The sequence below is a fragment of the Caldisericia bacterium genome (genome assembly GCA_030018355.1).
Classification (GTDB): Bacteria; Caldisericota; Caldisericia; order B22-G15; family B22-G15; genus JAAYUH01.
The window spans coordinates 82,855-105,573 of the sequence record JASEFN010000001.1 but is presented as its reverse complement, the minus strand read 5'-3'; the positions used below and the strand labels follow the sequence as shown (position 1 = coordinate 105,573).

The 22,719-nt window shown below is 26.1% G+C and carries 26 protein-coding genes; 6 read left to right on the top strand and 20 right to left on the bottom strand.

What is annotated here, in order from left to right; all coding sequences use genetic code 11:
* Position 1 precedes the first annotated feature (1 nt).
* The 5 genes from QMD25_00505 to QMD25_00485 are packed head-to-tail and all read right to left on the bottom strand — an operon-like array spanning position 2 to position 4,277.
* Complete coding sequence (locus QMD25_00505) at positions 2-175, bottom strand: YHS domain-containing protein (protein MDI6860485.1); 174 nt, start codon at positions 173-175, stop codon at positions 2-4.
* Between the two features lie 14 nt (positions 176-189).
* Positions 190-2,391, bottom strand: coding sequence for a cation-translocating P-type ATPase (locus QMD25_00500; GenBank protein MDI6860484.1), 2,202 nt, complete (start codon positions 2,389-2,391; stop codon positions 190-192).
* A gap of 4 nt (positions 2,392-2,395) precedes the next feature.
* Positions 2,396-2,707, bottom strand: coding sequence for a metal-sensing transcriptional repressor (locus tag QMD25_00495; protein MDI6860483.1), 312 nt, complete (start codon positions 2,705-2,707; stop codon positions 2,396-2,398).
* Positions 2,676-2,933: an SHOCT domain-containing protein gene (locus QMD25_00490; protein ID MDI6860482.1), complete on the bottom strand. Its 258-nt coding sequence runs from the start codon at positions 2,931-2,933 to the stop codon at positions 2,676-2,678. Before QMD25_00490 ends, QMD25_00495 begins: the two co-directional genes overlap by 32 nt.
* An 18-nt stretch (positions 2,934-2,951) precedes the next feature.
* Entirely contained in the window at positions 2,952-4,277 is a 1,326-nt protein-coding gene (locus QMD25_00485) for a sulfite exporter TauE/SafE family protein (protein ID MDI6860481.1), read from the bottom strand.
* A gap of 92 nt (positions 4,278-4,369) precedes the next feature.
* Between QMD25_00485 and QMD25_00480 the strand changes: the two genes are divergently transcribed.
* The 3 genes from QMD25_00480 to QMD25_00470 are packed head-to-tail and all read left to right on the top strand — an operon-like array spanning position 4,370 to position 6,074.
* Entirely contained in the window at positions 4,370-4,636 is a 267-nt protein-coding gene (locus tag QMD25_00480) for a hypothetical protein (GenBank protein MDI6860480.1), read from the top strand.
* 46 nt (positions 4,637-4,682) lie between these two features.
* Positions 4,683-5,069, top strand: a complete 387-nt coding sequence (locus tag QMD25_00475) for a DUF4760 domain-containing protein (protein MDI6860479.1) — start codon at positions 4,683-4,685, stop codon at positions 5,067-5,069.
* A gap of 15 nt (positions 5,070-5,084) precedes the next feature.
* Positions 5,085-6,074, top strand: coding sequence for a radical SAM protein (locus QMD25_00470; protein ID MDI6860478.1), 990 nt, complete (start codon positions 5,085-5,087; stop codon positions 6,072-6,074).
* Between the two features lie 33 nt (positions 6,075-6,107).
* On the opposite strand, the gene QMD25_00465 is transcribed toward QMD25_00470, so the two are convergent.
* From QMD25_00465 to QMD25_00445, 5 genes are read right to left on the bottom strand one after another with little or no spacing between them, the layout of a single operon-like run.
* Positions 6,108-6,701 (bottom strand): 5-formyltetrahydrofolate cyclo-ligase, encoded by a 594-nt coding sequence (locus QMD25_00465; protein ID MDI6860477.1) that lies wholly within the window; start codon positions 6,699-6,701, stop codon positions 6,108-6,110.
* On the bottom strand, positions 6,698-7,351 hold the full coding sequence (locus tag QMD25_00460; protein ID MDI6860476.1) for a response regulator transcription factor: 654 nt from the start codon (positions 7,349-7,351) through the stop codon (positions 6,698-6,700). Before QMD25_00460 ends, QMD25_00465 begins: the two co-directional genes overlap by 4 nt.
* Positions 7,348-8,547 carry a sensor histidine kinase gene (locus QMD25_00455; protein MDI6860475.1) on the bottom strand — a complete coding sequence of 400 codons (1,200 nt, stop codon included), beginning with the start codon at positions 8,545-8,547 and terminating at the stop codon, positions 7,348-7,350. Before QMD25_00455 ends, QMD25_00460 begins: the two co-directional genes overlap by 4 nt.
* A 26-nt stretch (positions 8,548-8,573) precedes the next feature.
* A complete protein-coding gene (locus QMD25_00450) occupies positions 8,574-10,082 on the bottom strand; it encodes a nitrilase-related carbon-nitrogen hydrolase (GenBank protein ID MDI6860474.1) in 1,509 nt (502 codons plus the stop codon).
* Positions 10,083-10,092: 10 nt separating this feature from the next.
* Positions 10,093-10,593 (bottom strand): hypothetical protein, encoded by a 501-nt coding sequence (locus tag QMD25_00445; GenBank protein MDI6860473.1) that lies wholly within the window; start codon positions 10,591-10,593, stop codon positions 10,093-10,095.
* 129 nt (positions 10,594-10,722) lie between these two features.
* On the opposite strand from QMD25_00445, the gene QMD25_00440 reads away from it, so the two are divergent.
* Positions 10,723-11,193, top strand: a complete 471-nt coding sequence (locus QMD25_00440; protein ID MDI6860472.1) for a hypothetical protein — start codon at positions 10,723-10,725, stop codon at positions 11,191-11,193.
* Positions 11,194-11,321: 128 nt separating this feature from the next.
* Here QMD25_00440 and QMD25_00435 read toward each other — a convergent pair whose 3' ends face one another.
* The 3 genes from QMD25_00435 to QMD25_00425 form a co-directional block, all read right to left on the bottom strand.
* Positions 11,322-11,465: a hypothetical protein gene (locus tag QMD25_00435; protein MDI6860471.1), complete on the bottom strand. Its 144-nt coding sequence runs from the start codon at positions 11,463-11,465 to the stop codon at positions 11,322-11,324.
* A 40-nt stretch (positions 11,466-11,505) separates the two neighbouring features.
* Positions 11,506-11,811 (bottom strand): hypothetical protein, encoded by a 306-nt coding sequence (locus QMD25_00430; protein MDI6860470.1) that lies wholly within the window; start codon positions 11,809-11,811, stop codon positions 11,506-11,508.
* A gap of 72 nt (positions 11,812-11,883) precedes the next feature.
* On the bottom strand, positions 11,884-12,711 hold the full coding sequence (locus QMD25_00425; protein MDI6860469.1) for a hypothetical protein: 828 nt from the start codon (positions 12,709-12,711) through the stop codon (positions 11,884-11,886).
* A 107-nt stretch (positions 12,712-12,818) separates the two neighbouring features.
* Between QMD25_00425 and QMD25_00420 the strand changes: the two genes are divergently transcribed.
* Positions 12,819-13,301 (top strand): nucleotidyltransferase domain-containing protein, encoded by a 483-nt coding sequence (locus tag QMD25_00420; protein ID MDI6860468.1) that lies wholly within the window; start codon positions 12,819-12,821, stop codon positions 13,299-13,301.
* Entirely contained in the window at positions 13,301-13,705 is a 405-nt protein-coding gene (locus QMD25_00415; GenBank protein ID MDI6860467.1) for a HEPN domain-containing protein, read from the top strand. The genes QMD25_00420 and QMD25_00415 overlap by 1 nt, the downstream gene beginning before the upstream one ends.
* A gap of 4 nt (positions 13,706-13,709) precedes the next feature.
* Here QMD25_00415 and QMD25_00410 read toward each other — a convergent pair whose 3' ends face one another.
* The 7 genes from QMD25_00410 to QMD25_00380 form a co-directional block, all read right to left on the bottom strand.
* Positions 13,710-14,570, bottom strand: coding sequence for a DegV family protein (locus QMD25_00410; GenBank protein MDI6860466.1), 861 nt, complete (start codon positions 14,568-14,570; stop codon positions 13,710-13,712).
* Positions 14,571-14,656: 86 nt separating this feature from the next.
* The gene (locus tag QMD25_00405; protein MDI6860465.1) at positions 14,657-16,819 is read right to left on the bottom strand and encodes a stalk domain-containing protein; all 2,163 of its coding nucleotides are present in this window, start codon (positions 16,817-16,819) and stop codon (positions 14,657-14,659) included.
* A gap of 11 nt (positions 16,820-16,830) precedes the next feature.
* Positions 16,831-19,104, bottom strand: a complete 2,274-nt coding sequence (locus QMD25_00400; GenBank protein MDI6860464.1) for a PEGA domain-containing protein — start codon at positions 19,102-19,104, stop codon at positions 16,831-16,833.
* Positions 19,101-19,883, bottom strand: a complete 783-nt coding sequence (locus QMD25_00395) for a protein phosphatase 2C domain-containing protein (GenBank protein MDI6860463.1) — start codon at positions 19,881-19,883, stop codon at positions 19,101-19,103. The genes QMD25_00400 and QMD25_00395 overlap by 4 nt, the downstream gene beginning before the upstream one ends.
* The gene (locus QMD25_00390; protein ID MDI6860462.1) at positions 19,883-20,782 is read right to left on the bottom strand and encodes an FHA domain-containing protein; all 900 of its coding nucleotides are present in this window, start codon (positions 20,780-20,782) and stop codon (positions 19,883-19,885) included. The genes QMD25_00395 and QMD25_00390 overlap by 1 nt, the downstream gene beginning before the upstream one ends.
* Before the next feature lie 26 nt (positions 20,783-20,808).
* Entirely contained in the window at positions 20,809-22,554 is a 1,746-nt protein-coding gene (locus tag QMD25_00385) for a clostripain-related cysteine peptidase (protein MDI6860461.1), read from the bottom strand.
* The gene (locus QMD25_00380) at positions 22,551-22,718 is read right to left on the bottom strand and encodes a hypothetical protein (protein ID MDI6860460.1); all 168 of its coding nucleotides are present in this window, start codon (positions 22,716-22,718) and stop codon (positions 22,551-22,553) included. The genes QMD25_00385 and QMD25_00380 overlap by 4 nt, the downstream gene beginning before the upstream one ends.
* Position 22,719 lies beyond the last annotated feature (1 nt).

Sequence of the window (22,719 nt, the reverse complement as noted above, 5' to 3'; positions counted from 1 at the left end):
ATTAATCTTTTTTCATGTCTTTTTTATAATTTGAATCTAGATACTTTTCAGGATTCTCTTTAAACTTTTCATAACAAAATTCACTACAAAAATAATATATTTTACCTTTATATTCAAAACTTATGCTATCTTCTTCTTTAACTATCATCCCACATACAGGATCAATATGCTTCATAAATAACCTCCTTTTTAAATTTTTATTTTATTCAATCTTAAAGAATTTGTTATCACATTTATTGAACTTAAAGCCATTGCAATTTCCGCAATGATTGGATGAAGGAGACCCAAAAAAGCAAGTGGAATTGCTATTATGTTATAGAAGAATGCCCAAAATAAATTTTCTTTTATTTTCTTAAATGTTGCTTTAGATATTTTAATCGCTTTTATAACATTAGAAAGTGATCCTTTTAGAAGAACAATATCGCCTGTTTCTATAGCAGTATCACTTCCTGTTCCCATTGCAATTCCTACATCTGCTTGTTTTAAACTTGGTGCATCATTTATTCCATCACCAACCATTGCAACAATTCTTCCTTCATTCTGTAACTCTTTTATAATTTTTAATTTATCTTCTGGAAGAACTTCTGCAAAAAATCTATCTATTTTTAGTACATCTCTTACCCATAAAGCATAATTTATGTTATCTCCTGTCGCAAGTATTGGTTCAATATTCATTCTCTTTAATTCATTTATGAGTTCTTTTGATTCTTCTCTTAATTTGTCTCTCAATGAAATTATTGTTAAGATTTCTTTGAAATCACTTAAAAGTATTACAGTTTTTCCATCTTTTTCTAAATTTTCAATTAAATTAATTTTGTCATTACCATTTTTAATTAATTTTAAAATTTCTTTTGGTTTGCCTAAAATATATTCTTTGCCTTCTATTTTTCCTTTAACCCCAATTCCTGGAATTTCTTCATAATCTAAAACAGAGAAAAAGTCTTTTTCTGTCTCTAAATATTTTTTAATGATACTTTTCCCAAGTGAATGACTTGAATTATTTTCTAAAGAAGCAGAAATCCTAAATCCATCATTTTGTGATGTAAAATCAAAAATATCTATAACTTCAGGTTCTCCATAAGTTAAAGTTCCTGTTTTATCAAAAACAATTGTGTTAATATCCTTCATTCTCTGAATTGCTTCACCATTTCTTATAAAAATTCCTCTTTTTGCACTTATACCACTACTCACCATTATTGCAGTAGGTGTTGCAAGGCCTAACGCACATGGACATGCAATAACAAGGGTTGCAATCATCGAATAGATAGATAACGAAATTCTATTAATTTCAGGATTTATCCAAGGAATAAATTTTGATGCATTAATAAGAATTGTCCTTGATGTTTCATAGAAGAAAAAAGAAAATAGAAATGATAAAAGAGAAATTATTAAAACAGAAGGAACAAAATAAGTTGTTATTTTATCTGCAAGTTGTTGAATAGGAACTTTTGATTTTTGTGCTTCCTCAACAAGTTTAATTAGATTTGCTAAAAATGTTTCATCGCTTCTTTTAATAACTTTAACTAAAATTTTTCCACTTCCATTTAAAGTTCCACCAATTACTTCGTCTCCCTCTTTTTTAAACACTTCATTAGATTCACCGGTTACCATTGATTCATTTATGGTTGTTTTGCCTTCAATTATTACTCCATCTGTTGGAATTTTTTCAAATGGTTTTACAACCATAATATCACCTGGTTCTATCTGGTTAATGTCTACTTCCACTTCGGTTTCATCAACTATTATTCTTGCTTTTTTAGCTCCAATTTCAAGAAGAGATTTTATTTCTTTAGATGCTTTTCCTTTGGCAAGTGCCTCAAGATATTTTCCAAGAAGGAAGAAAAATGTTATCATTGCACCAACAAAAGAGAAATTTGAAATTTTAATTCCAAACAATTCAAAAATACCAGTAATAAAACTTGAAATTGTTCCAAGAGAAATAAGTAAATCCATATTTATTGTTTTATTTAAAAGCGAGAAAAAAGCAGATTTATGTATTCTGTATCCTATTCCAAAAATAATTAAAGAAGAAAGAGTTGTTTCAATGATTGATATTTGTGGAATCATAAAAATATTAAACATATGAATTACCATTATTGTAACTATTGGAATAAGAAAAATAATTGAATAAATTAAAAGATTTTTCGCCTTTTTAAGTTCTTTTTCCTCTTCTTCAATATTTAATTTAAGTGAATATCCAACTTTTTTTACTTTTTCTTGAATTTCCTTTAAAGTTATTATTTCAGGATCATAATAAAAAGTAGCAGTGTTTGTTACTAAATTAACATCAACATCTGAAACTCCCTGTGCACTTTCAATTGCTTTTTTAACTGTATTTACACAGGATGCACAATGCATCCCTTCAACTTCTATATTTACTCTTTTTTTCATATTTTTAATCCACTCCTTTTGTCAAATAATCAATAACACCTTTTAATTCCTCAAGTTTTTCTTCAAATTTTTCAGTTTCTCTTGATTCTCTTACACATGTCTCAATATGCTTTTTTAAAACTTCAAGATTCACTTTCTTTAAAATTGAGATTACAGCAAGAATCTGTTTTGAAATATCAATACAATATTTATCTTCAAGAATCATCTTTTCAATTCCACTAATATGCCCTTTTGCAATATTTAGTAACTTTAAAACACCTTCGTGTTTATGATGTAAATGATGATTATTTTTCGATGTTTTTTCTTCTCTTTTCATATTCTTCTTCGCTAATTTCTCCTTTAGCATACATTCTTTTTAAAATTGTTATAGGATCTTCATCATGTATACGATGAGTGTGCCCAGAATCGTGCATCATGCAGCCAAAATCAAATTTTCTTGTAAAAAGAATTATTAAACCAACGATCAAAATTAATCCTATTACTATCCATAACCATCCAAAACCACCCATAAAAAATGGGAACCAATAAAATAAGTGACACATGTTAACCTCCTTTTTAAATTATTCAACTATAAATTTTCCTCTTACCATACCCATCCAACATGAAAAAGGTATTACCCCTTTTTCTTTTGGAGTGAATATTATTATTGTTTCGTAAGAGGTGATGTCTTTTTTTATGTTTAAACTTGGAACAATTATTCTATCAGTGCAACCAGTTACTTCGTCTCCATAAATTATCCATTTTACTGGAATACCCTTTTTAACTTTAATAACATTTGGCTCAAAGCCACTATATTTTATATGCATTTCTACAATTTGAAAATCTTTAAAACTTTCAATATTTTCTACTATATTTTCTTTATTCAAAGAATTTGAAATCAATGTATTTTTATAAATAGTTATTCCAGAAGAAATTGTATAAAATGCCATTAATATTATAATTAATCCTAAAGTTTTTTGTAAAATTTTAAAATTACCTACTTTCACAGTTCTTGAAAATATTCCAAGTAATAATAAGACAGGTAAAGTTCCTAAAGAGAAAAGAAAAAGCAAAAGGCCTCCTTTTAAGAAACTTCCACTTAATAGTGCTAAGGCTTGCATACTCTGTGTGAAGCCACATGGAAGAAAGAAAGTAAAAATTCCCAATAATAATGGTGAAAAAATGCCTTTAGATTTTTTTGTTTTTTCTATTAATGTAAAATTTTTAAATATATTTACTTTAAAAGGAAGTGTTATGCCAATCATATTTAAAGAGAGAAATATTAGTATTACACCTATTAAAATAGTATAAATTGAGAAAAACTTATTTTCTAATTTAAGAGTTCCACCTATCATACCAAGAAGTCCACCTAATATAAAGAATCCACCTACTCTTCCAATTTGAAAAAGTATATTTGGTAATAAAATATCACTTGTTTTATTTTTATTTGAAAAATTATGTCTTTGGTTAAAAGTTAATACTACTGAACCAACAACTGCAAAACATGTGCTAATAGATGCAACAACTCCCATCATAAAAGAAAAAGTATAAGAGATTTCTTTATTTAAAAAACTTATATTGTTTATAATATTAGTTTTCTTTAAAAAGATGAATATTAAAAGTATTATTGAGAAAATAGATAAAGTTATCAACCATTCTCTGTATTTCAATTTTTGATTCCTTTTTTTATCATCTAAACTATCATATGCCTTATAACCATTATTTGTAACAATTTTTTGGATCTCTTCAAAATCAGGTTCAAGATTATCATAATAAATTTTTGCAAAACCACCAGAAAGAGATACTTCGACCTTTTTAACTCCTTTAATTTTACTTAATTCTTTTTCCATTAAATTCACACAACCACTACAATGCATTCCATCAATAAAAACTTTCTTTACTTTCATATTCACCTCTTAATCCTACCCTATAGGGTAGGATAATAACATTATATAGAAATATTAAATTTTGTCAATAGGTAATTTATAATTAAATTAAAATGGATATTTTTATTAGTGAAAAAATTTTAGTTGAGTTGAATAACATTGGTGTTCCTGTTAGTTTTATTTGGAAGAATGAAAAATTTTTAATAGATAAAATTTTATATGAAGAGAGAAAAATTGATTTAAAAAGAAAGTGGTATCAAAGAAGACATAAAAAAATTTATATAGTTAAAACAACTGAAGGAAGAATTTTTGAAATATACAAATCTTTAGGTTTTAGAAAAAGAGAGTGGATTTTGTATAAAGAGTTAAAAAATTTTTAAAAATTGATAAAATAAATATATTAAAAAATAAGGGAGGTGAAATTTTATGAGTCAAGCCGAAATCATTTTAAAATTAACTGAAATGAGAATGTGGGAAAAAATCGATGATGCTTTCATATGGATGTACACTCAATTCAAAGCAGATTCATATGAAGAGTTTAAAGAAAAATATCCAAGAGGTACAAAGGAAAGAAAATATTTCACAACAGTGTGTAATTTCTTTGAATTGTGTGGTGTTCTTGTTTTAAGAGGACATTTAGATGAAGATCTATTTTTTGATCTTAGTTTTGGTCTTGATGTTATGTGGAAAAAGGTAAAGCCAATGATGGAAGGTTTTAGAAAAGAGACAAATGTAAGAATGTATGAAAATTTTGAACTTTTATACCAAAAACATGAGGAATGGTTAAAGAGAAATCCACCAAAATTAAAATAGTATATAATTCTTTTTGTGAAAGAATTTGGTTTTCAATGGCACATAACAGATTTCTGTAACTTAAGATGTAAACATTGTTATCAAAGTAAATTTAATAAGGAAAATGAACTTTCTTTTGAAAAAATTATTTTTATTGTTGATAAAATAAGCGAAACTCTAAAAGATAAAAAAATTTCAGTAAATTTAACTGGTGGAGAGCCATTTTTAAGAAATGATATTTTAAATATAATCTCTTATATAAATGAAAAAGAAAATTTTAAAGAAATAAATATAATAACTAATGGAACAATATTAAATGAAGAGATTATAATTTTTTTAAATAAAACAGATAAATTTAAGTATCTTAAGGTTTCAATTGAATCATATGATGAGATCAAAAATGATTTTATAAGAGGAAAAGGAAATTTTAAAAAAGTCACTGAGAATATAAAATATTTCCTTAAGTTATTAAACAAAAAAATTTTGATTATGATCACATTATCCTCTCTAAATTATAAAGATTTAATATCCTTTTTTGAATTTGCAAAAGATTTAAATGTTGACGGAGTTATCATTGAAAGGTTTGTTCCACTTGGAAGAGGAAGGAGTCTATTTAATTATTATTTAAAAAAAGAAGAATGGAAGGAGGTTATGAGAGAGATAATTTATTTTCTTGATTTAAATATCTCACCCATTGATCTCCTTCCATACAAAGCCTTCTGGATTGATCTTAAAAATAATAAAATAAAAGGAGCACTTTGCAATCTTGGAGATGAGTCAATGGCAATTATGCCAGATGGAACAATTTTTCCGTGTAGAAGACTACCTATATCTTATGGAAATATTTTAAATGATGATTTTAATGAGATTTTAAAAAAACTAAAGGATTTTAGAAATGGGGTAAAAGAAAGACTCAAGGGAAAATGTAGTAAATGTAATGTAGAAAATTGTATTGGATGCAGAGCATTAACTTATGCTATTTCAGGCGACCTTTATAATGAAGACCCTCAATGTTTTTTACCATGATGTTACAAATGTGTCTGACACCTTTTTAACATGTTAAAAAGTTTTAATTATTCTTTTATTTGTGATTATATAATTAACCTTGATGTCCCTTTCATTCATAAGATATGAGAAATCTTCAAAAATTTGACACTCATGAACAATTGTTACTATTTTTAAACTCTCTTTCAAAAACCTCCTATTCTTTAAAATTTCATACTCTTTATCTCCATAACCCTTTCCTTTTCCAATTCTATTTCCTTTAAGATCAACTGCAACACTTCCCTCAATCATAAGATCAATTTTTGATTTTAAAGGTTTCCCATACTTTTCAAATCCACGAATAATTGATGCTTCCTTTATATTAACTCTCTCATGAATTTCAACAATATCTTTTATATGTGGAAGAGCAACAACTAAAATTTTTCCTTCCTCAAGAACTATTTCTCTTGCTCTTCTTAACGGGGAATCAGGTGCAACAAAAATAGCCTTAGCAATTTTAAATTCATTTAACTCTTTTATTTTTTCACATACTTTATCTGAACCAACAAAATTTGGAATTCTTCCAAAAACTGGTCTTGGAAAAGATGCAACATTTTCTCTCTCCATTTTATCCCAAACAAAATTTCTTATCTCTTCTTTAGATTTCATATAATTCCGATCTCTTTTGCTAAAATTGCTGCTTCAGTTCTATCTTTCGCTCCAATTTTTTGTAAAATTGTAGTTACATAATTTTTTACTGTTCCAACTGAAAGATTTAATTTATTGGCAATTTCCTGATTTGTATAACCTTTTGAAATTAACCTCAAAATTTCCAATTCTCTTAAATTTAACTCTTCAATTAATTCATCTTTGCTCTTTTTGGTTTTTTCAAATTTAGATAGTTCTGAAAGGATTTTTTTAGTAATGAATGGTTCAATTAAAGCCCCTCCACTATAAACAATTTTTATTGTTTCTGAGAGTTTTTCAATTGAAGTATCTTTTAAAATGTAACCTAAAGCACCACTTTTTAATCCATCATATACATATTGGTCATCATCAAAAGTTGTAAGAATTATTATTTTTGAATTCTCGTCAAACTCTTTTATTTTTTTAATTGCTTCAACTCCATTCATAACTGGCATCTGGATATCCATCAAAACAACATCTGGTTTTAATTTAATATAAGCTTCATATGCTTCTAATCCATTTGATGCTTCCCCTACAATTAAAAAATCTTTCTCTAATTCAAGAAGAACTTTAAGACCCTCTCTTATTAGTTTTTGATCATCAACAATTAAAATTTTTATTTTTTCACTCAAGGTGAGTTTCCTCCTTGAATTAAAGGAAGAGAAAAGATAATTTTTGCACCACCCTCTTCTCTATTTTCAAAACTCACCCTCCCACCTAAAATTTTTGCCCTCTCTTTTATTCCTTTAAGACCAAAAGAGTCATCTTTTATATTTTTTGGAAATCCAACACCATTATCTTCTATTATAAGAACAATTTCATTATTTATCTTTTTCAAACTGATTTTTGCTTCTGTTGCATGAGAGTGTTTTTCTATATTTGTTAATGCTTCTTGACAAACCCTAAATATTGTTATTTTATAATCAAATGTTAAATCTTTTATATCTTCATCCATTTCAAAATCTAATTTTATATTTTCTATTTTTGAGAAATTATTAATTAAATTTTTAATAGATTCTTCTAAAGGAATATCAAATTCATATGGTTTTCTTAAAGTTTTTACAACATTTCTTAATTCATCAAGTGATTCGCTAATCTCCTTTTTAATAGTTTCTATTATTTTATATGCTTCATCTGGATTTTCTTTAATCATCCTTTTAACTATCTCTAAAAGAAGGGATGCAGAAACAAGATGGTGTCCAAGAGAATCATGCATTTCTCTTGATAATCTATTTCTCTCCTCTATAAGTGTTAATTGCTCAACTTTTGAAGCATACTCTTTTAATTTTTTATTAGCTTCACTTAATTCATTTACTAAATCTTCTTGTTTTCTCTTTGATTCTATAACAATTGATAAAGCATAACCAAATCCACCAAAAAATAGTGATCCTGCTCCATAAAGTAAACCAAAAAGTATACCTTGATAAACTCCAAGTTGATAAGAAAAAACAAAAAAAGAAATAATAGAAAAAATTAATATCCATATTATTCCATTTTGAAAAGAGAGTTCCATAAGAGAAAATACACTTAAAACAAAAAATATATAAGGAAATATGCCCCAATTTATATTCAAAATTAAAGGAGTTAGAATTAATATTGTTTCAACTAAAATAAAAAGATTCAAATAGAATTTTGAATTTTCAATTTTTGGAAGCCAAAATCTCCATAAAATTACAAATAAAACCATAATAACAAAACTTATTATTTTTTCTCTAATGCTTTGAACAATATTTACTTGTAAAATTATGAAAATCAATATTGTTATGTATGCTACAAGATTTGTTATTTTATTTATTTTTTTAGATTCTGTTTCCGCTCTTTTTTCCATTAAAGCCTCAATAATTTACATTTAAATTATATAATTTTTTTATCTTTTCTTGACTTTAAAATCATAATAACAATCATTCCTATAAAAGAAAACCATCCTATATAATCTCCAAGATAAACTTGAATTGGTTTTAATCCTCCAAGAGGAACATCTTGAACTATGACTTTTCTTAAACCATCAAAACTTACGCTCTTTTTTAAAACTCTTCCAAATGGATCAATAAAAGCTGAATCATAAGCCCATTCACTTTTTACAATTGAAACACCATTTTCAACTGCTCTAAAGATTGCATGTGTATAATGTTTATTAGCAATTTGAGGCCAATCTGCAGAAGGAATTAAAAGAATTTGAGCTCCATTTTTTGCAACTTTTCTTGCTGTATCAGTAAAATCAAGATCATAACAAATTATAGTTCCAAGACCACCAAGTTCTGTTTCATAAACTGGATATTTTCCTCGAGTTATACTTGTTTCTTGTGCAAAAACAACAGGATGATCTTTTCCAAAAACTCCTAAAAATTCACCATCTGGTGTTAATATTGTTACTTCATTTCTATAACCATTTTTTTCAATAACTCCATACGGAATAACAAGATATATATTAAGTTCCTTAACAAGATTTTTAAAAGTCTCGCTATTTTCAATTTTTGGATCATAACTTAAAGCACCTTCAGGCCAAACTACAATTTTAGCACCAAACTCCTTCGCTTTTTTTGTATCTTCAATTAATCTTTTAAAACTCTCTGATTTAAAATTTTCAAACTCTTCTTCAGTAAAATTACCACTCCATAAATTTTTTAAAGAAATTAAATCAAATGGATTTGTTTGAGTTATACCAATTTTAATACTCTCCCCTTTTGGTTTTTTACATAAAATTAAGCTTAAAAACCCCCAAAAAATTAAAATTATGATAGAAATAGATACCCATTTTTTTACAAAAGAAAAAGAAACTTCCATTAATTTTTCATTTAATCTCCATTTGTTATTTAACCATTTAAGTATAAAAAAACCTAAGGAGAAATTAATTAAAACAATTAATACACTTAAACCAAATATTCCAAAAATTTTAATAGGTTGAATAAACCAAGGTATGTTATAAAATGTATAAGAAAGGAAAGCCCATGTACCAAATGCAGGTATAAATGATCTTATCAATTCAACTCCAACCCAAGAGAAAACTCCATCAATTACAAAATATTTAAAATTTGTCTTCTCATCACTTTTTCTTAAATTTTTATCAATAAAAAATGTTAAAAAACCTATAATTATAGGAAGATATTTCATATGCCAAGCTTTCGGTCCAAAACCTGAAAAAAGACCATTTAGATATAAAAATAAAAACCCTCCAATTGTTATTGCTTTAGCTAAACTTGAAATTTTTTCTGGAAAAAGAAGATATTGAGAAATAACCATTGGAATAAAACTTATTAAAATTAAAAAAGATAAATTGTAAGGTGAAAAAGAAAGCAATATAAGAAGCGCACTTAAAATTGATAAAAAAATTCCTAAAATTATTCTTAACTTAATACTGTTCATCTTGAACCTCCTATTTTTTTCTTATGAAACTTTTTAAAATAATGAAAAATCCACCAATAATCAATAGATAGGGCCATATTAAACTAAAATTTTGCAAAAATATTATACCTTTATCACCAAGAAACAAAATAATTCCTAAGATAAATAAAATTGAAGATGGAATAAGTGGCCATAATATTGTTTTTTTGAAAATCAATTTTGATATAATAGTAATTAAAATCCAACCTATTGAGAAGCCAATAAAAAATAAACCACCTTTTGATATATCATTAACATTTTCAAATAAATTAATAAACAAAATTCCTAATCCAACACCTCCTATTATTCCACCAGGAATTATTAATTCTTCCTCTTTTAAAATTATTGACCAAATTATAAAAAGTAAACCAAGTGTGGGAAGAAATAGAACTCCAAAAATTGTTAATTTAAAAAAGTTTGCTAAAACCGCAAATAAACCAGCTATAATAAGTATGCTTCCTAAAAAAAGTTTGCCAAAATCTTTCTTTTCCATCTTAAACCTCCTTAAATTAAGTTTCAGAATAAGAATAAAATTTGACTAGTCATATTCACAAGTGCCAAAAGTCATATTATGGGTCATATAATTTTTTTATTTGATTTATAATTTTTATAAGGAGATTTTATGAAAGAGTTGAATATTTTTAGATATTTTTTAGGAGAATTTTCTGGAGAAGGAAATAGCGATTGGGGATACTGTAATAAAAGGTCTACCTTTACATATCCATTTAATTTAAGTGGAAACTTTATAAAACTTGAATGGGAAATTTCTTATCCAAGACAAGAAAAAAACCCTCTTGGAGATTTTGTTAGAGGAGTTGGTTTTATAAATTTTGATAAAGTTAAAAAGAATTTTGTTTTAACTCTTTTTATGAGTGAAGGTTATATTGAAAAATATATTGGCAATTTTAATCCATTAAAGCAAGAATTTGAATTTGAACTTAAAGATTCAGCAAATTTGCCAGAAACTCTTGAAGCAAAAATTATTATAAAAATTCTTGATGATGATGAATTTGAAGAGATTTACTCTTGGAGAATGAACAAAGAAGAAGATTATAAAACTTATCTTAAGGTACATAATAGAAGAATAAGATAGATCTATTTTTTAATTTTTCTAATTATAAAACCTGTATCGCAAAAGTAAATTTCAAAATTTGACCCAGCATATTGAAATGCTCTTATTCCATATGCAGTGTCAATAAAAGGATAACTTTTCATAATTTTTTAAAATAAATTTCCAAAAAGAGTTTTTTTATTTATTACATAAATTGTTGGAACTTCATTTAAATTTTCTTCATATCTTCCAGAAAATATTGAAACTCTATAATAACTTTCTGCACCAAGCCATCTTAACCATTTTTCAAACACAATAATTTCTCCCCCAATCATCCACTGGTCACCATTTAAATCAAACACATATTTTTGTTGTTTTTAACTCAGCATAAATTATTTTTATTAAATTATCTGTTTTTGTTGCATAAACTTCACCAATTTTCTCTTCATAAGAAAATCTTGAAAAAGTTTGAAGAGGAGAGAAAAAGAGAAGAAGAATAATTGAGATTAATAAAATAATGAAAAAAGTAATAAATGAAGTGAATAAATTCTTAAAACTCTCTTTTCTTTTTATAAATTTAATAAAAGTTGAGATTAGAAAATAAAATATAAACAATAAAACAAAACTAATTAATCCCAAAACTATTTTGAATGTATCCATATTTAATTATAAATTTAATAAAAAAGGGGTGCAATATTGCACCCCTTAGAGGTGAGGTAATTTAAAATTTTCCTAAATATCTGGGGTAAAGATTGAGTTATTTCCTTTTCTACCTCTTCTATGACCAGGACCATTTATGAATCTTTCAACAAATTCGTCAAGCCTTTCAATAAATTTTGTTTTTTGATCCTCTGTAATCTTACCATCTTTTACAAGTTGATTAACTTTTTCTATTACAACCTCTTTAACAACTTTTATTAGTTCATCTTTTGTGATTCCCTTTGATTCTACAAACTCAAGAAGTGATTTTTTGTCTTTCATTGCATTTTGAAATTCATCTAAAGAGAGATTAAGTCTTGTAAGAACCTCTTCAATTAAATTTTTACCATCACAAAGAAATTTTTGTTCAAATGGTAGATTATCTTTTGGCATTCCTTTTCCATTTTTAAAGGGTGGTGTTTTTGTTATAAATTCCTCTATTCTTGATTCAATATTTGAAAGAAAATTCTCTTTTTCTGTTTCAGTAATTTTTCCTTCTAAAACAAGTTGATTCAATTTTTCAACTATTACTTTTTTAAATGCTTCAATAAGTTTTTCTTTTGTTATTCCCTTATCCTGTGCATAATCAAGCAAAGTTTTTCCTTGATCCCAATATGTTTTTAATTCATCTTCTGAAAGATTTAATGTTTTTAAAACTTCTTCTATTATTCCTGGTCCTAAAATTTTAAAGTATATTCCTTTAGGATGGTTATTGCATTGAAGCACTTCTTCTGCGAAAGTAGTTTTCATAAAGGACAAAGTTGTTATATTTTTTTGAGAGAGAATTGTGTAAACTACACCTCCAAAAATAAGCACTCCAGCAACAAGTAAAACCACTAAAATCTTTAATCCTCTTTTCACTTGACACCTCCTTTCTTTATCTTAAAGTGTCTTTAAAAACTATAAAAAAACATTGTTAAGGAATTATTAAGCTGTTTTTAGAAAAAAGTTGATGATATAATTTAATTGTGATAAGAGAAAAATTTGATGAGCTAATTAATTTAATTTTTGAAAAAACAAAGGAATTTTATAAAGAAAACTTAGTATCTTTTGTTGTGTTTGGTTCATGTGGTAGAGGTACTCCAACGAATGAATCAGATATTGATATATTAATAATTTTAAATGAGATAAAAATAAATAGATTAAAAAGGATGGAAGAATTTTATCAAAATATTGAGAAGGAGATCGAAGATAAAATAAAAAATCTCAAAAATTACTCTATTGATACTTTTATTTCACCAATTATTAGATCAAAAGATGAGGTTCTTTATGGAAGTCCTTTATATATTGAAATGCTTAGAGGAGTAAAAATTGTTTATGATAAAGATAACTTTTTTAATGATTATTTAAAAAAATTAGATGAAAAACTTAAAGAGTTGAAATCAATTAGAAAGAATGGATACTGGGTTTATAAAGAGAAAGTTAACAAAAAAGACGGTGTGGAAATTTAATGAACATTGATCTTGCAAAAAGCTATTTAATTAAATCAAAAAAAAGGTTAAAGGCTTTAAAAGTTTTATTTGAAGAAGAGGCATATTCAGACGTAATTAGAGAAGCTCAAGAAATTGTTGAATTGGTAGTTAAAGGAATTTTGAGATACAAAGGTGTAGATGTCCCAAAAAAACATGATGTAAGTGATTTATTAATTGAATACAAAGATTTTTTTGATGACGAAATTTCAAAAAATTTCGAAAAAATAAGAGAGATATCTAAATATTTAAGAAAAGAAAGGGAGTTTGCTTTTTATGGAGATGTTGATTTTATACCAACTGAAGAATACACAAAAGAAGATGCTCTTAAAGCTTTAAAAGATGCAGAATTTGTTGTTTCTATAGGGGAAATTGTGATTAAATAAAAATTTATTTTTCTAAAAAACTGAAACCAATTGAATTGAGTCCAATGTGTGATGTTATAGTTGCGCCAAATTTTAGTGATAAAAATGTTCCAAGTTTTACATATTTTAAAATTTCATCTTTAAGAATGTTCATTTTTTTTAGATAGACATTATTTACAATATTATTTGCTATTCCACCAATAAATTCTCCACCTTTATAGTTTTCTTTTAAAAATTTTAATAATGTGGGAATAATATAATTTGTACCCATAATTTTTCCTGAACCATAAGGTTCAATTATTCCATTTTTTAAAGATAAAACTGGTTTGAAATTTAAAATTGTACCAATAAGATACTTAGCTTTTCCAATTCTTCCACCCATTTCGAGTGCTTTAAGGTTATCAAGAACAAAAATAGTAACTATTTTATCTATTGCCTTCTTAACTCCTTCAACTATTTCATTAAATGCTTTACCCTCTTTTTTTAAAAGTGATGCAAAATAAACAATAAGACCTAAAGCACCTGAAGCATTTTTCGAATCTATAACAGTTATTCTATTATCTTTATCTATTTCATTTTTTGCAATAAGTGCAGAATTATATGTCCCTGAAAGTTTTGATGATATATGAATTGATATTATTTTTTCAAATTCTTTTAGAAGTTTTTTATATACATCTACAAAATCAAAAGGTGTTGGTTGAGATGTTTGTGGGAGTTTTTCGCTTGTTTTCATTATTTCATAAAATTCTTCATTTGAAATATCAACTCCTTCTCTGTATCTTTTTCCTTTAATTGTTAGATATAGAGGAACTACTTCAATGTCGTGTTCTTTTCTTGTCTCCTCGTCAAAATCCCATGTTGAATCAGTTACAATTTTTATATTCATATTCAAAATTTTATCAAAAATTTTATAAAAATCTAAAAATTTCTTAAATAATTTTTATTTTGTCTTTTTTCTTGTTTGACTTCTACTTAGGGAGTAAATTCTATAACAATTTTCTTTTCTTCTCCAAACCACTTAACATCTGCACCAAAAGATTCAGAAATAAATCTTAAAGGAACAAAAGTTCTTCCTTCTTTTATCAATGGCGCCGCATCAAGAGTTATAATTTTATCATTAACTCTTGCAATTTTATTTCCTACTTGAAGTGTTATTTTGATATTTTTTGAATTCAAATAAATTCTTATTGTTTTTGTGTCACCCTCCCAAGTTACTTGTGCTCCAAAAGATTCTGAGATAAATCTAATTGGAACAACTGTTCTTCCAGGTGGGACAACAAAAGGAACAACTTTAGGATTTTGAGGATCTATGTATACTTCCTTTTCATTTATGAGTGCTTTTGGTTTATCTATCCAAAGAGTTATTACAAATTTTTTATAACTATTTCCAATTATTTTGTTTATATCTACAATTTGAACACGTCTATTAAATGAATCAACAACATATAAATGATTTTCTTTTATGTATATATCAGAAATTCCTAAGAACTTTTCAGTTTCAAAATTATAGTTATCAATTGTTTTTCTTAATGTGCAAAAGTGATGGTGAGGACCACCAGTTTCACCAAAAGTTTTTAAAAATTCTATTTTATTATTATTTAATCTATAAACATAAATTTTATTTTCCTCATCATCAGAGATAAACAAGTAATCTAAATATTTTTGAATTGATGAGGGTGATTTAAGATTTGAATCTTTATAGGAAGTTATTAAGTTAAAAGATGAGTCATAATAATTTATTGTTTTATCTCCATAATTTAAGATAAAAATAGAGTTATCTTCATCTATAAAAATAGAAATCGGTTTGTCTAATGCTAAATAATTTTTCTCATTACTTCCATATGAACTCAAAAATTTCCCATCTCTTAAAAAAATAACAATTCTATCTTTTAATGTATCTACTACATAAATTTTGTCATTTTTTATAAAAATATCGTATGGAAAATAAAATGAATCAGAATTTGAGAAATTTTTTATTTTAAATTTGAAATTTAAGTTTTTATCAAAACAGACTATTTCACCTGAATATCTTGATATAACATAGATGTTATCATTTTCATCAATGAAGATTTTATTTGGGTGTTCAAAAGCGTAATTGATTTTGTTTAAAAAAGAGCCATTTTGGTTATAAATATTGACGGAATTTGACATATTATCAACAATAAAAATTCTTTTATCATTTGAAATTGATATTGAAATTGGATAACATAAATTTCCAACTTTATCTTCTTCTCCAATTACTCTTATCAATTTTCCATTTTCATCAATAATTTCAACTCTATTTTCCCAAGGTATAGAATACATTAAATAATTATCCTCTGTTATAAAAATTGATGGTATCGCTTTAAAGAAAAACCAATCAGCATCAGTATTTAATTTTATTTCTTTAATTTTGGATACACCCATTCTATCAAAAACATGAATTTTCAAAGTATCATAATCAGAAACATAAACTTTACCATCTCTATCAACGAAGACATCTGAAGGTTTACCACTTATATTTATTGCTTTTATAAAATTAAAATTTATATCAAAAATTTGCACCCTTTTGTTTTCTGAATCACATGCATATATATAACCATTATTATCAATAAATATACCAAGGAGTCCATTAAATTCTTTGGGATTTGTCCCTCTACTACCAAAAGAATCATATAAATTAAAATTTGTTGTATCAAAAATATATATTTTCGAATCCTCATAATCTGTTATATAAAAGAAACCTCCAAAAAGATCTAAATCTACAGGTGCATGTAATACATTTTCTCCAAAAGAAAATTCGAAGTTACCCATAAAATCAAAAACTTTTACAGCATTATTTCCGCTATCTATAACAACTATTTTTTCATTTGTGGTTACTAAAAGAGAGTTCGGATGGTTTAGTTTTTCTTTTTCACTACCAAAACAACCAAACTCTTGATATGTTCCAGTTGGAAGATCATAAATAGTTATTGTATTACCATAATAATTTGAAATAAAAACTTTATTGAAAGCATAATATATTCCAGTTGGAAAAATTAAATTAGAAGAAGAAACTCCTTTTCCAACTACTTGAGTTGTCTCTTGTGAGTTTATATTAAAAATATTTAAAAATAATGAAGTTAAAATTAGCAAAAATAAAATAACTTTCTTCATTTCTTTCTCCTTTATGGATTTTTAGTTAAAATAATATTTAATTCTTTTGTTTCACCTTCTTTTATGTCTATATCTATTAAATAATCAAGATAGCCTTCTAATTTAAGTAATATTTCATGTTTTCCAGGGGTTACTTCAAATTTACCATTTGATAAACCAACAAATTTTTTATCAATGTATACCTCTGCTTTTGAAGGAGTTGAATTTATAACAACATAACTCTTTTTAGTAATAGGTAGTTTTTTTAAATTAACTTCAATCACTTCCTCCTTTTCACTATAAACTTTTACCACTTTTTCATACTTTTCATAACCTTCCAATATTAATGAAAGAGTATATTCACCTTCAGGTAAGTTTATTTTTAATGGTGTGGTGCCTCTATATTTTCCATTTATATAAACATTTGCTGAAGGTGTTGATTTTATTATCAAAACACCCTCTTTTTTTATTTCTTCCATTTTAACTTCAAGTTTAGTTACTTTATTTTCTTCAATAGTCACTTCTGTTATATAATCTTTATATCCTTCTAATGAGATTTTTATATTATATATCCCTTTTTCTAAACTTAATTTTAAAGGAGTTTCTCCAACTTCTTCTTCATTTATAAAAACAGTTGCTCCTTCTGGTATTGTTGATATTTCTAAAGTTCCGTTTTGACTTAAAATTTTATTTAATTTAGCCTTTATTTGTTTCTCTTTTTGATTGAGATCTATATTAATTAAATAATCTTCATAACCAGTTAAAACAAGTTTTATTTGATGTTTACCAAATTTTACATTTTCTAAAACACCTGGAGTAGTTATATTTGTATCTATTCCATCTAAAAAAATTTTTGCCCCCCTTGGTTCAGATTCAATAATTAATTTTCCAAAAATTAAAAAATTAAAATAAATCTCTCTATTTTCTCCACTATTTAAATTAATTGATTCACTTTTTGATTCATTTTGATAGAAAACTTCAATTTTATAATTTCCTGGTTCAAGAGAAGAAAATGTAAAAGGTGTCTTTTTTCCGGTTGGATTTCCATTAATATATATATCAAGTCCAGTCGGATCAGATTTTACTGTTATTGAGCCTAAAGTAACTATATTTGAATTTTTATTTGTAGGGCCTTTTGATCTATTTATAAAATAAATTGATAAAGTTACAATAATAAATATAGATAAAGCAAAAATAGGTAATAAGGAAAGTTTTTTAGGTTTTTTTTCAATAGAACTTCTTTTTAATTTTAACTTTACAACTGCTCTCTTACCTTCAATTATGTCAATATTGACTACTTTTTTCTCATATCCTTCTTTAAAAATTGTTATCTCATATTTTCCATTAGGTAAATTTTCTATAAGTATTGGAGATATACCTCTTTTTTCTCCATTAATTAAAATATCAGCATGGGAAGGTTCTGTCTCTACAAATAGTTCTCCTTTACCCTCTTCTATTATTGCCTTTTCAATTATAGGTTTCTCTTCTACTTTGTAATCGATTAATTTTTTAAGATCTTCAATAAATTCTCTTGGAGTTCTATATCTATTTTCTCTATTTTTATCTAATGCTTTCTTTAAAATGAAATTCAATTTTTCATATTTTTCAGGTAATTTTATTTTTGGCACATCTTTAGTTAAATGCATATTAACAACAGCCCAAGGAGTATCTGCATCAAAAGGCGGTTTTCCAGTTATTAATTGATATAGAGTTATGCCAACAGAATATATATCACTCCTTATATCTACATCTTTACCTTGTGCTTGCTCAGGAGAAATGTAATATGGTGTGCCAAGAAATGATCCTTCTTGTGTCATTGTGTGAGAAAATGAAACTCTTGCAATCCCAAAATCCATTACTTTTACATTTTGATTTTTATCAATCATTATATTTTGAGGTTTAATATCTCTATGTGCCTCAACCCCCTTTTCATATGCATATTGAAGCGCTTCAAGAACTTGAATTATAACTTTCATTGCCTCTTCTATTGAAAAAACACCTTTCTCCTCGAGGATTTGAGAGAGAGTTTTACCTTCTATGTATTCCATCACAATAAAATAAATTCCTTCTTCTACCCCAAAATCTTTAACTTTTGCAATATTGGGGTGGTTCATATTATAAACAATCTCTGCTTCTCTGAGAAATCTTTTTACGTAATTTGGTGAAGTTGTGAGTTCTTCTTTTAAAATTTTAATTGCTACAACTTCATTTGTTAATAAATCTCTTGCTATATAAACAGTTGCTACACCACCGCTTCCAACTTTATCATAAATTTTGTATCTATTTTTAATTATTTTTCCAATCATGTTTCTTTCTCCAACCTAATTTCAGAAACTATGACTGTTATGTTATCAAATCCACCAAGTTTTTTTGCTCTATTTATAATTTTTTCAACAGCATTCTTTACTTTATTTTTTCTACAAATTTTTAAAATTTCATCATCTCTTAAAAGATCATGAACTCCATCTGTTACAAGCACTATTTTATCTTTATCTAACAATTCAATTTCATAAATATCACCATCAACACTTTCTTTTATTCCCAATGCCTTTGTAATTACATTTTTTGGAATATACTTTTTTGCATCTAATTCACTTAATCCTTTATCTATCTCTTGTTGTAAAAGAGAATGATCTTTTGTAATTCTTAAAATATTTTTATCTCTGATTAAATAGCCTCTTGAATCTCCAATATTAATAAATTTTGCAATATTTCCATAAATAAAGACACCTGTAAATGTTGTTCCCATTCCGATATAATTTTCATTTTTGATAGATTCTTTAAATATTTTATAATTTGTTTTAGTTATAAATTCTTTTAAATTTTCATTTTTTAATAAATCCCTAGGTGATGGAAGCGTTCCATCACCTAGGGTAATAGCAAAATCTCCTTTTTGATTTACATAATCTTCAAAATATTTTACTGCTAAACTTGATGCAACCTCACCTGCATTATGACCACCCATACCATCACAAACAGCAAATGCATAAAAATCATCTTTAACTATTATCTTAAAACTATCTTCATTATTTTCTCTTAAATTACCTCTATCTGTGTTTCCAAAAACTTCAACTTTTAATTTCATCAAATTTTCTTAAAAACAAAGATTGTATCACCAATTTTAATTTCATCTCCATCATGAAGAAGTTCATTTGTGATTTTTTGATTATTTACAAAAGTTCCATTAGATGAAGCAAGATCATAAATAACAAAAGTATCGCCTTCAATTTTCATTTTAGCATGTTGTCTCGATACTTTTGGATCATCTAATACAATATCATTATCACTTTCTCTTCCTATATTTATAACCTTCTTTCTAAGTGGATATGATGCTCCAACTCTTCTTCCACTTTTAACTATTAAATATGCTAAAACGGGTTCTGTTGCTCCTTCATCTATAATAGTTTCACTTGCTTTTTTTGATACTGGTGGTTCAGAGATAATTGTTGATTGTTTTATAGGTTCTTCATATCTTACTTGTTCTCTTCTTGGAGTCTCCTTTTTAATTGGTATATAAGTTGGCTTAACTCTTTGTTGGAAAACAAAGAGATAGAGTAAGGTTAATGCTACTAATACAATTACTGCAATAATTATTATAAAAGTTGTGTTAATTCCACCAATTACTCTTCTTTCTTTTTCTTGAATTACAATAGAAAGTGTTCTTGCACCAACAACTTTAGTAGCATATATTACTGTTCCAGATACCCATAACTCCTGCCCAACTTTTGGTACATCTGGAGTTGTTAAAATTGCAATAGTACCTGTTTCATCTGCAAGATCATACCATCCAAGTTGAAGTGATGGTTGTGTTCCATTTGCAACAACTCTACCCTTAACTGCTATAAAATGTTGATCATAATTTAACGGATTGTTATTAATATCTGCTGTTTTCACAATACTTGGATTTTCTGGATAAGCCTTACAAGAAAATAAACCCAATGCAAGAAGAATCAACACTAAAATTAAACTAAATTTTTTAAACATATTAACCTCCTAAAAAATTATTAAAATTAATAAATTTTAAAACTTTTAGCAATTGAAATAAAAATATCAATAAATTCAGGGAATAGAGCACTATCTGCTATATATGTAAGATTATATCCTGTTCTATCTGATAAGAAATAGAAATGAGCCTCAGTTATTTTTTCTCCAACTCTATCAATTCCAGATGAAATTGATATAAATGCCTTTTGTCCATTAATTTCTGTTACCTCTTTATGTACATCTTTATATTCAACATAAAGAGGTACAATTTTGGCTATTTCTCTTTTTGCCCATAACTCAATATCATTTTCTGCTAAATTTTTTTGTATCTCAATAAACATATATGCATCTCCACCAAAATATCTTCTTTCTCCACTAAATCCAACAAATTCTCCACCAAAGATATAAATAAAATTCCCTTCTTTTATTGGTTTAAAATCTTCATCATTTGGATATTTAAATTCAAAACTAAATTCATCGTCACTATAAAGAGCCCAATTTCTGAATCTTGCTTTTTGCAAAAATCTTGGAAGGTTTGGGTTTAAATTATGTAACACTGGTAGCCAAGCAGTATCAACTGAGAAGTCAAGTTTAGAATAATCAATTACAAATTGTGTACTAAATTTTTGAATGGGTAACCAAATTGATAAACCACTTGCATCTTGGAGATTAAGTAGTTTTGGATCTTTATGAACATAACCTGGACTTATCTCTTTATAAAGAATAAATCTATTGAGGACATTTAAAACTTCATTTATAGAGCTTTTTATTTCATAACTTGTAATTCTTATATCTTTATTTAAAGTCTCTAAAACATATTTTAGATCAAGATATGTTGAATAAAGACCCTCTTTTTCAATTGGAGGAACTGATAAAATATCTTCAATTATATAATCTCCATAAAAAAGAAAATTTCTTAGAATAGCAGTTGATAGTCTATCAATAGTGTCCTTTAAGTTTTTAATTTCCAACATATTAAAGGCAGTATAAATTTGTGGTTTTGACTCTAAACCAAATGGTGGATTTTTCCATCCTTCAATGAAATTTTTTACTAATGAGATTGCAAAATCTTTTGGAGTAACTCCTGGAAATTCACTTAAAGGTTTAATTGCTTTATCTAAATTAATAAAAACATATTGTGATATTTCAGATGCAATTATAAAATTGGCCTCGTCTCTCAATTGATATAAAATTTCAGTCATACCCATAAGACAAGAATAGATATGAATAACATCAAATTTTCTTCCAGTTTCAAATCTTGCTTCTCTTAACGCTTTTTGAAGGTCAATCGCAGACATAAAAGATTTGTGAATTTCATCTTCAATAATTCCAGTCCATCCTCCACCATGTGATGAAATTATTAAGGCATATTGATTTGAAGGATAGTTTTTTATTCCCCAAATTATGAAATCTTTTAAAACTCTATAATCTGCTGAATCCACTTCTCCAATTTCTATTGGCTTTGAGTTAATTTTTTCCATATCATTATCCTGTGTTATGTAATATCTTGTGGCTTTTCCATTTTCAGAAAGTTTTGAAAATTGAACAAGAATGTTAAATTTTGGATTAGATCCAATTTTTTCAAGTTGATTTATATTATAGAACATTAAATCCTCTAAATTATTTGTTCCACCCATATAAAATAAAAGAGTCCAATTTGCAATGGGTTCTGTTTGAACACCAACAGGATTAGTAACATTTCTTTTACATCCTATGATTGAAAAAGTTATTATTAATAAAAAAATCAAAATTAAAAACTTTTTAGAACTCATTTCTCATCTCCTTTTTCTAAGATCTCTTTTATTAAAATATTAATCTCTTCTAAATTTTTAAAATTAAATTTAGTTTTCATATTTAAATCTTCAACATAACCAAAATATTTATCACCCATTTTTGTAATCTTTATTAACAAATTTTTCTTAATTTGATTTTTCATA

What these genes read in the sequence shown, in the direction of transcription:
- QMD25_00440 (MDI6860472.1), top strand. Translation starts at nt 10,723, where the DNA reads ATGAAAGAGTTGAATATTTTTAGATATTTTTTAGGAGAATTTTCTGGA.
- QMD25_00415 (MDI6860467.1), top strand. Translation starts at nt 13,301, where the DNA reads ATGAACATTGATCTTGCAAAAAGCTATTTAATTAAATCAAAAAAAAGG.
- QMD25_00445 (MDI6860473.1), bottom strand. Translation starts at nt 10,593, where the DNA reads ATGGAAAAGAAAGATTTTGGCAAACTTTTTTTAGGAAGCATACTTATT.
- QMD25_00475 (MDI6860479.1), top strand. Translation starts at nt 4,683, where the DNA reads ATGAGTCAAGCCGAAATCATTTTAAAATTAACTGAAATGAGAATGTGG.
- QMD25_00400 (MDI6860464.1), bottom strand. Translation starts at nt 19,104, where the DNA reads ATGATTGGAAAAATAATTAAAAATAGATACAAAATTTATGATAAAGTT.
- QMD25_00405 (MDI6860465.1), bottom strand. Translation starts at nt 16,819, where the DNA reads ATGAAGAAAGTTATTTTATTTTTGCTAATTTTAACTTCATTATTTTTA.
- QMD25_00385 (MDI6860461.1), bottom strand. Translation starts at nt 22,554, where the DNA reads ATGAGTTCTAAAAAGTTTTTAATTTTGATTTTTTTATTAATAATAACT.
- QMD25_00390 (MDI6860462.1), bottom strand. Translation starts at nt 20,782, where the DNA reads ATGTTTAAAAAATTTAGTTTAATTTTAGTGTTGATTCTTCTTGCATTG.
- QMD25_00490 (MDI6860482.1), bottom strand. Translation starts at nt 2,933, where the DNA reads ATGTGTCACTTATTTTATTGGTTCCCATTTTTTATGGGTGGTTTTGGA.
- QMD25_00495 (MDI6860483.1), bottom strand. Translation starts at nt 2,707, where the DNA reads ATGAAAAGAGAAGAAAAAACATCGAAAAATAATCATCATTTACATCAT.
- QMD25_00465 (MDI6860477.1), bottom strand. Translation starts at nt 6,701, where the DNA reads ATGAAATCTAAAGAAGAGATAAGAAATTTTGTTTGGGATAAAATGGAG.
- QMD25_00480 (MDI6860480.1), top strand. Translation starts at nt 4,370, where the DNA reads ATGGATATTTTTATTAGTGAAAAAATTTTAGTTGAGTTGAATAACATT.
- QMD25_00410 (MDI6860466.1), bottom strand. Translation starts at nt 14,570, where the DNA reads ATGAATATAAAAATTGTAACTGATTCAACATGGGATTTTGACGAGGAG.
- QMD25_00450 (MDI6860474.1), bottom strand. Translation starts at nt 10,082, where the DNA reads ATGAACAGTATTAAGTTAAGAATAATTTTAGGAATTTTTTTATCAATT.
- QMD25_00455 (MDI6860475.1), bottom strand. Translation starts at nt 8,547, where the DNA reads ATGGAAAAAAGAGCGGAAACAGAATCTAAAAAAATAAATAAAATAACA.
- QMD25_00430 (MDI6860470.1), bottom strand. Translation starts at nt 11,811, where the DNA reads ATGGATACATTCAAAATAGTTTTGGGATTAATTAGTTTTGTTTTATTG.
- QMD25_00505 (MDI6860485.1), bottom strand. Translation starts at nt 175, where the DNA reads ATGAAGCATATTGATCCTGTATGTGGGATGATAGTTAAAGAAGAAGAT.
- QMD25_00380 (MDI6860460.1), bottom strand. Translation starts at nt 22,718, where the DNA reads ATGAAAAATCAAATTAAGAAAAATTTGTTAATAAAGATTACAAAAATG.
- QMD25_00395 (MDI6860463.1), bottom strand. Translation starts at nt 19,883, where the DNA reads ATGAAATTAAAAGTTGAAGTTTTTGGAAACACAGATAGAGGTAATTTA.
- QMD25_00500 (MDI6860484.1), bottom strand. Translation starts at nt 2,391, where the DNA reads ATGAAAAAAAGAGTAAATATAGAAGTTGAAGGGATGCATTGTGCATCC.
- QMD25_00485 (MDI6860481.1), bottom strand. Translation starts at nt 4,277, where the DNA reads ATGAAAGTAAAGAAAGTTTTTATTGATGGAATGCATTGTAGTGGTTGT.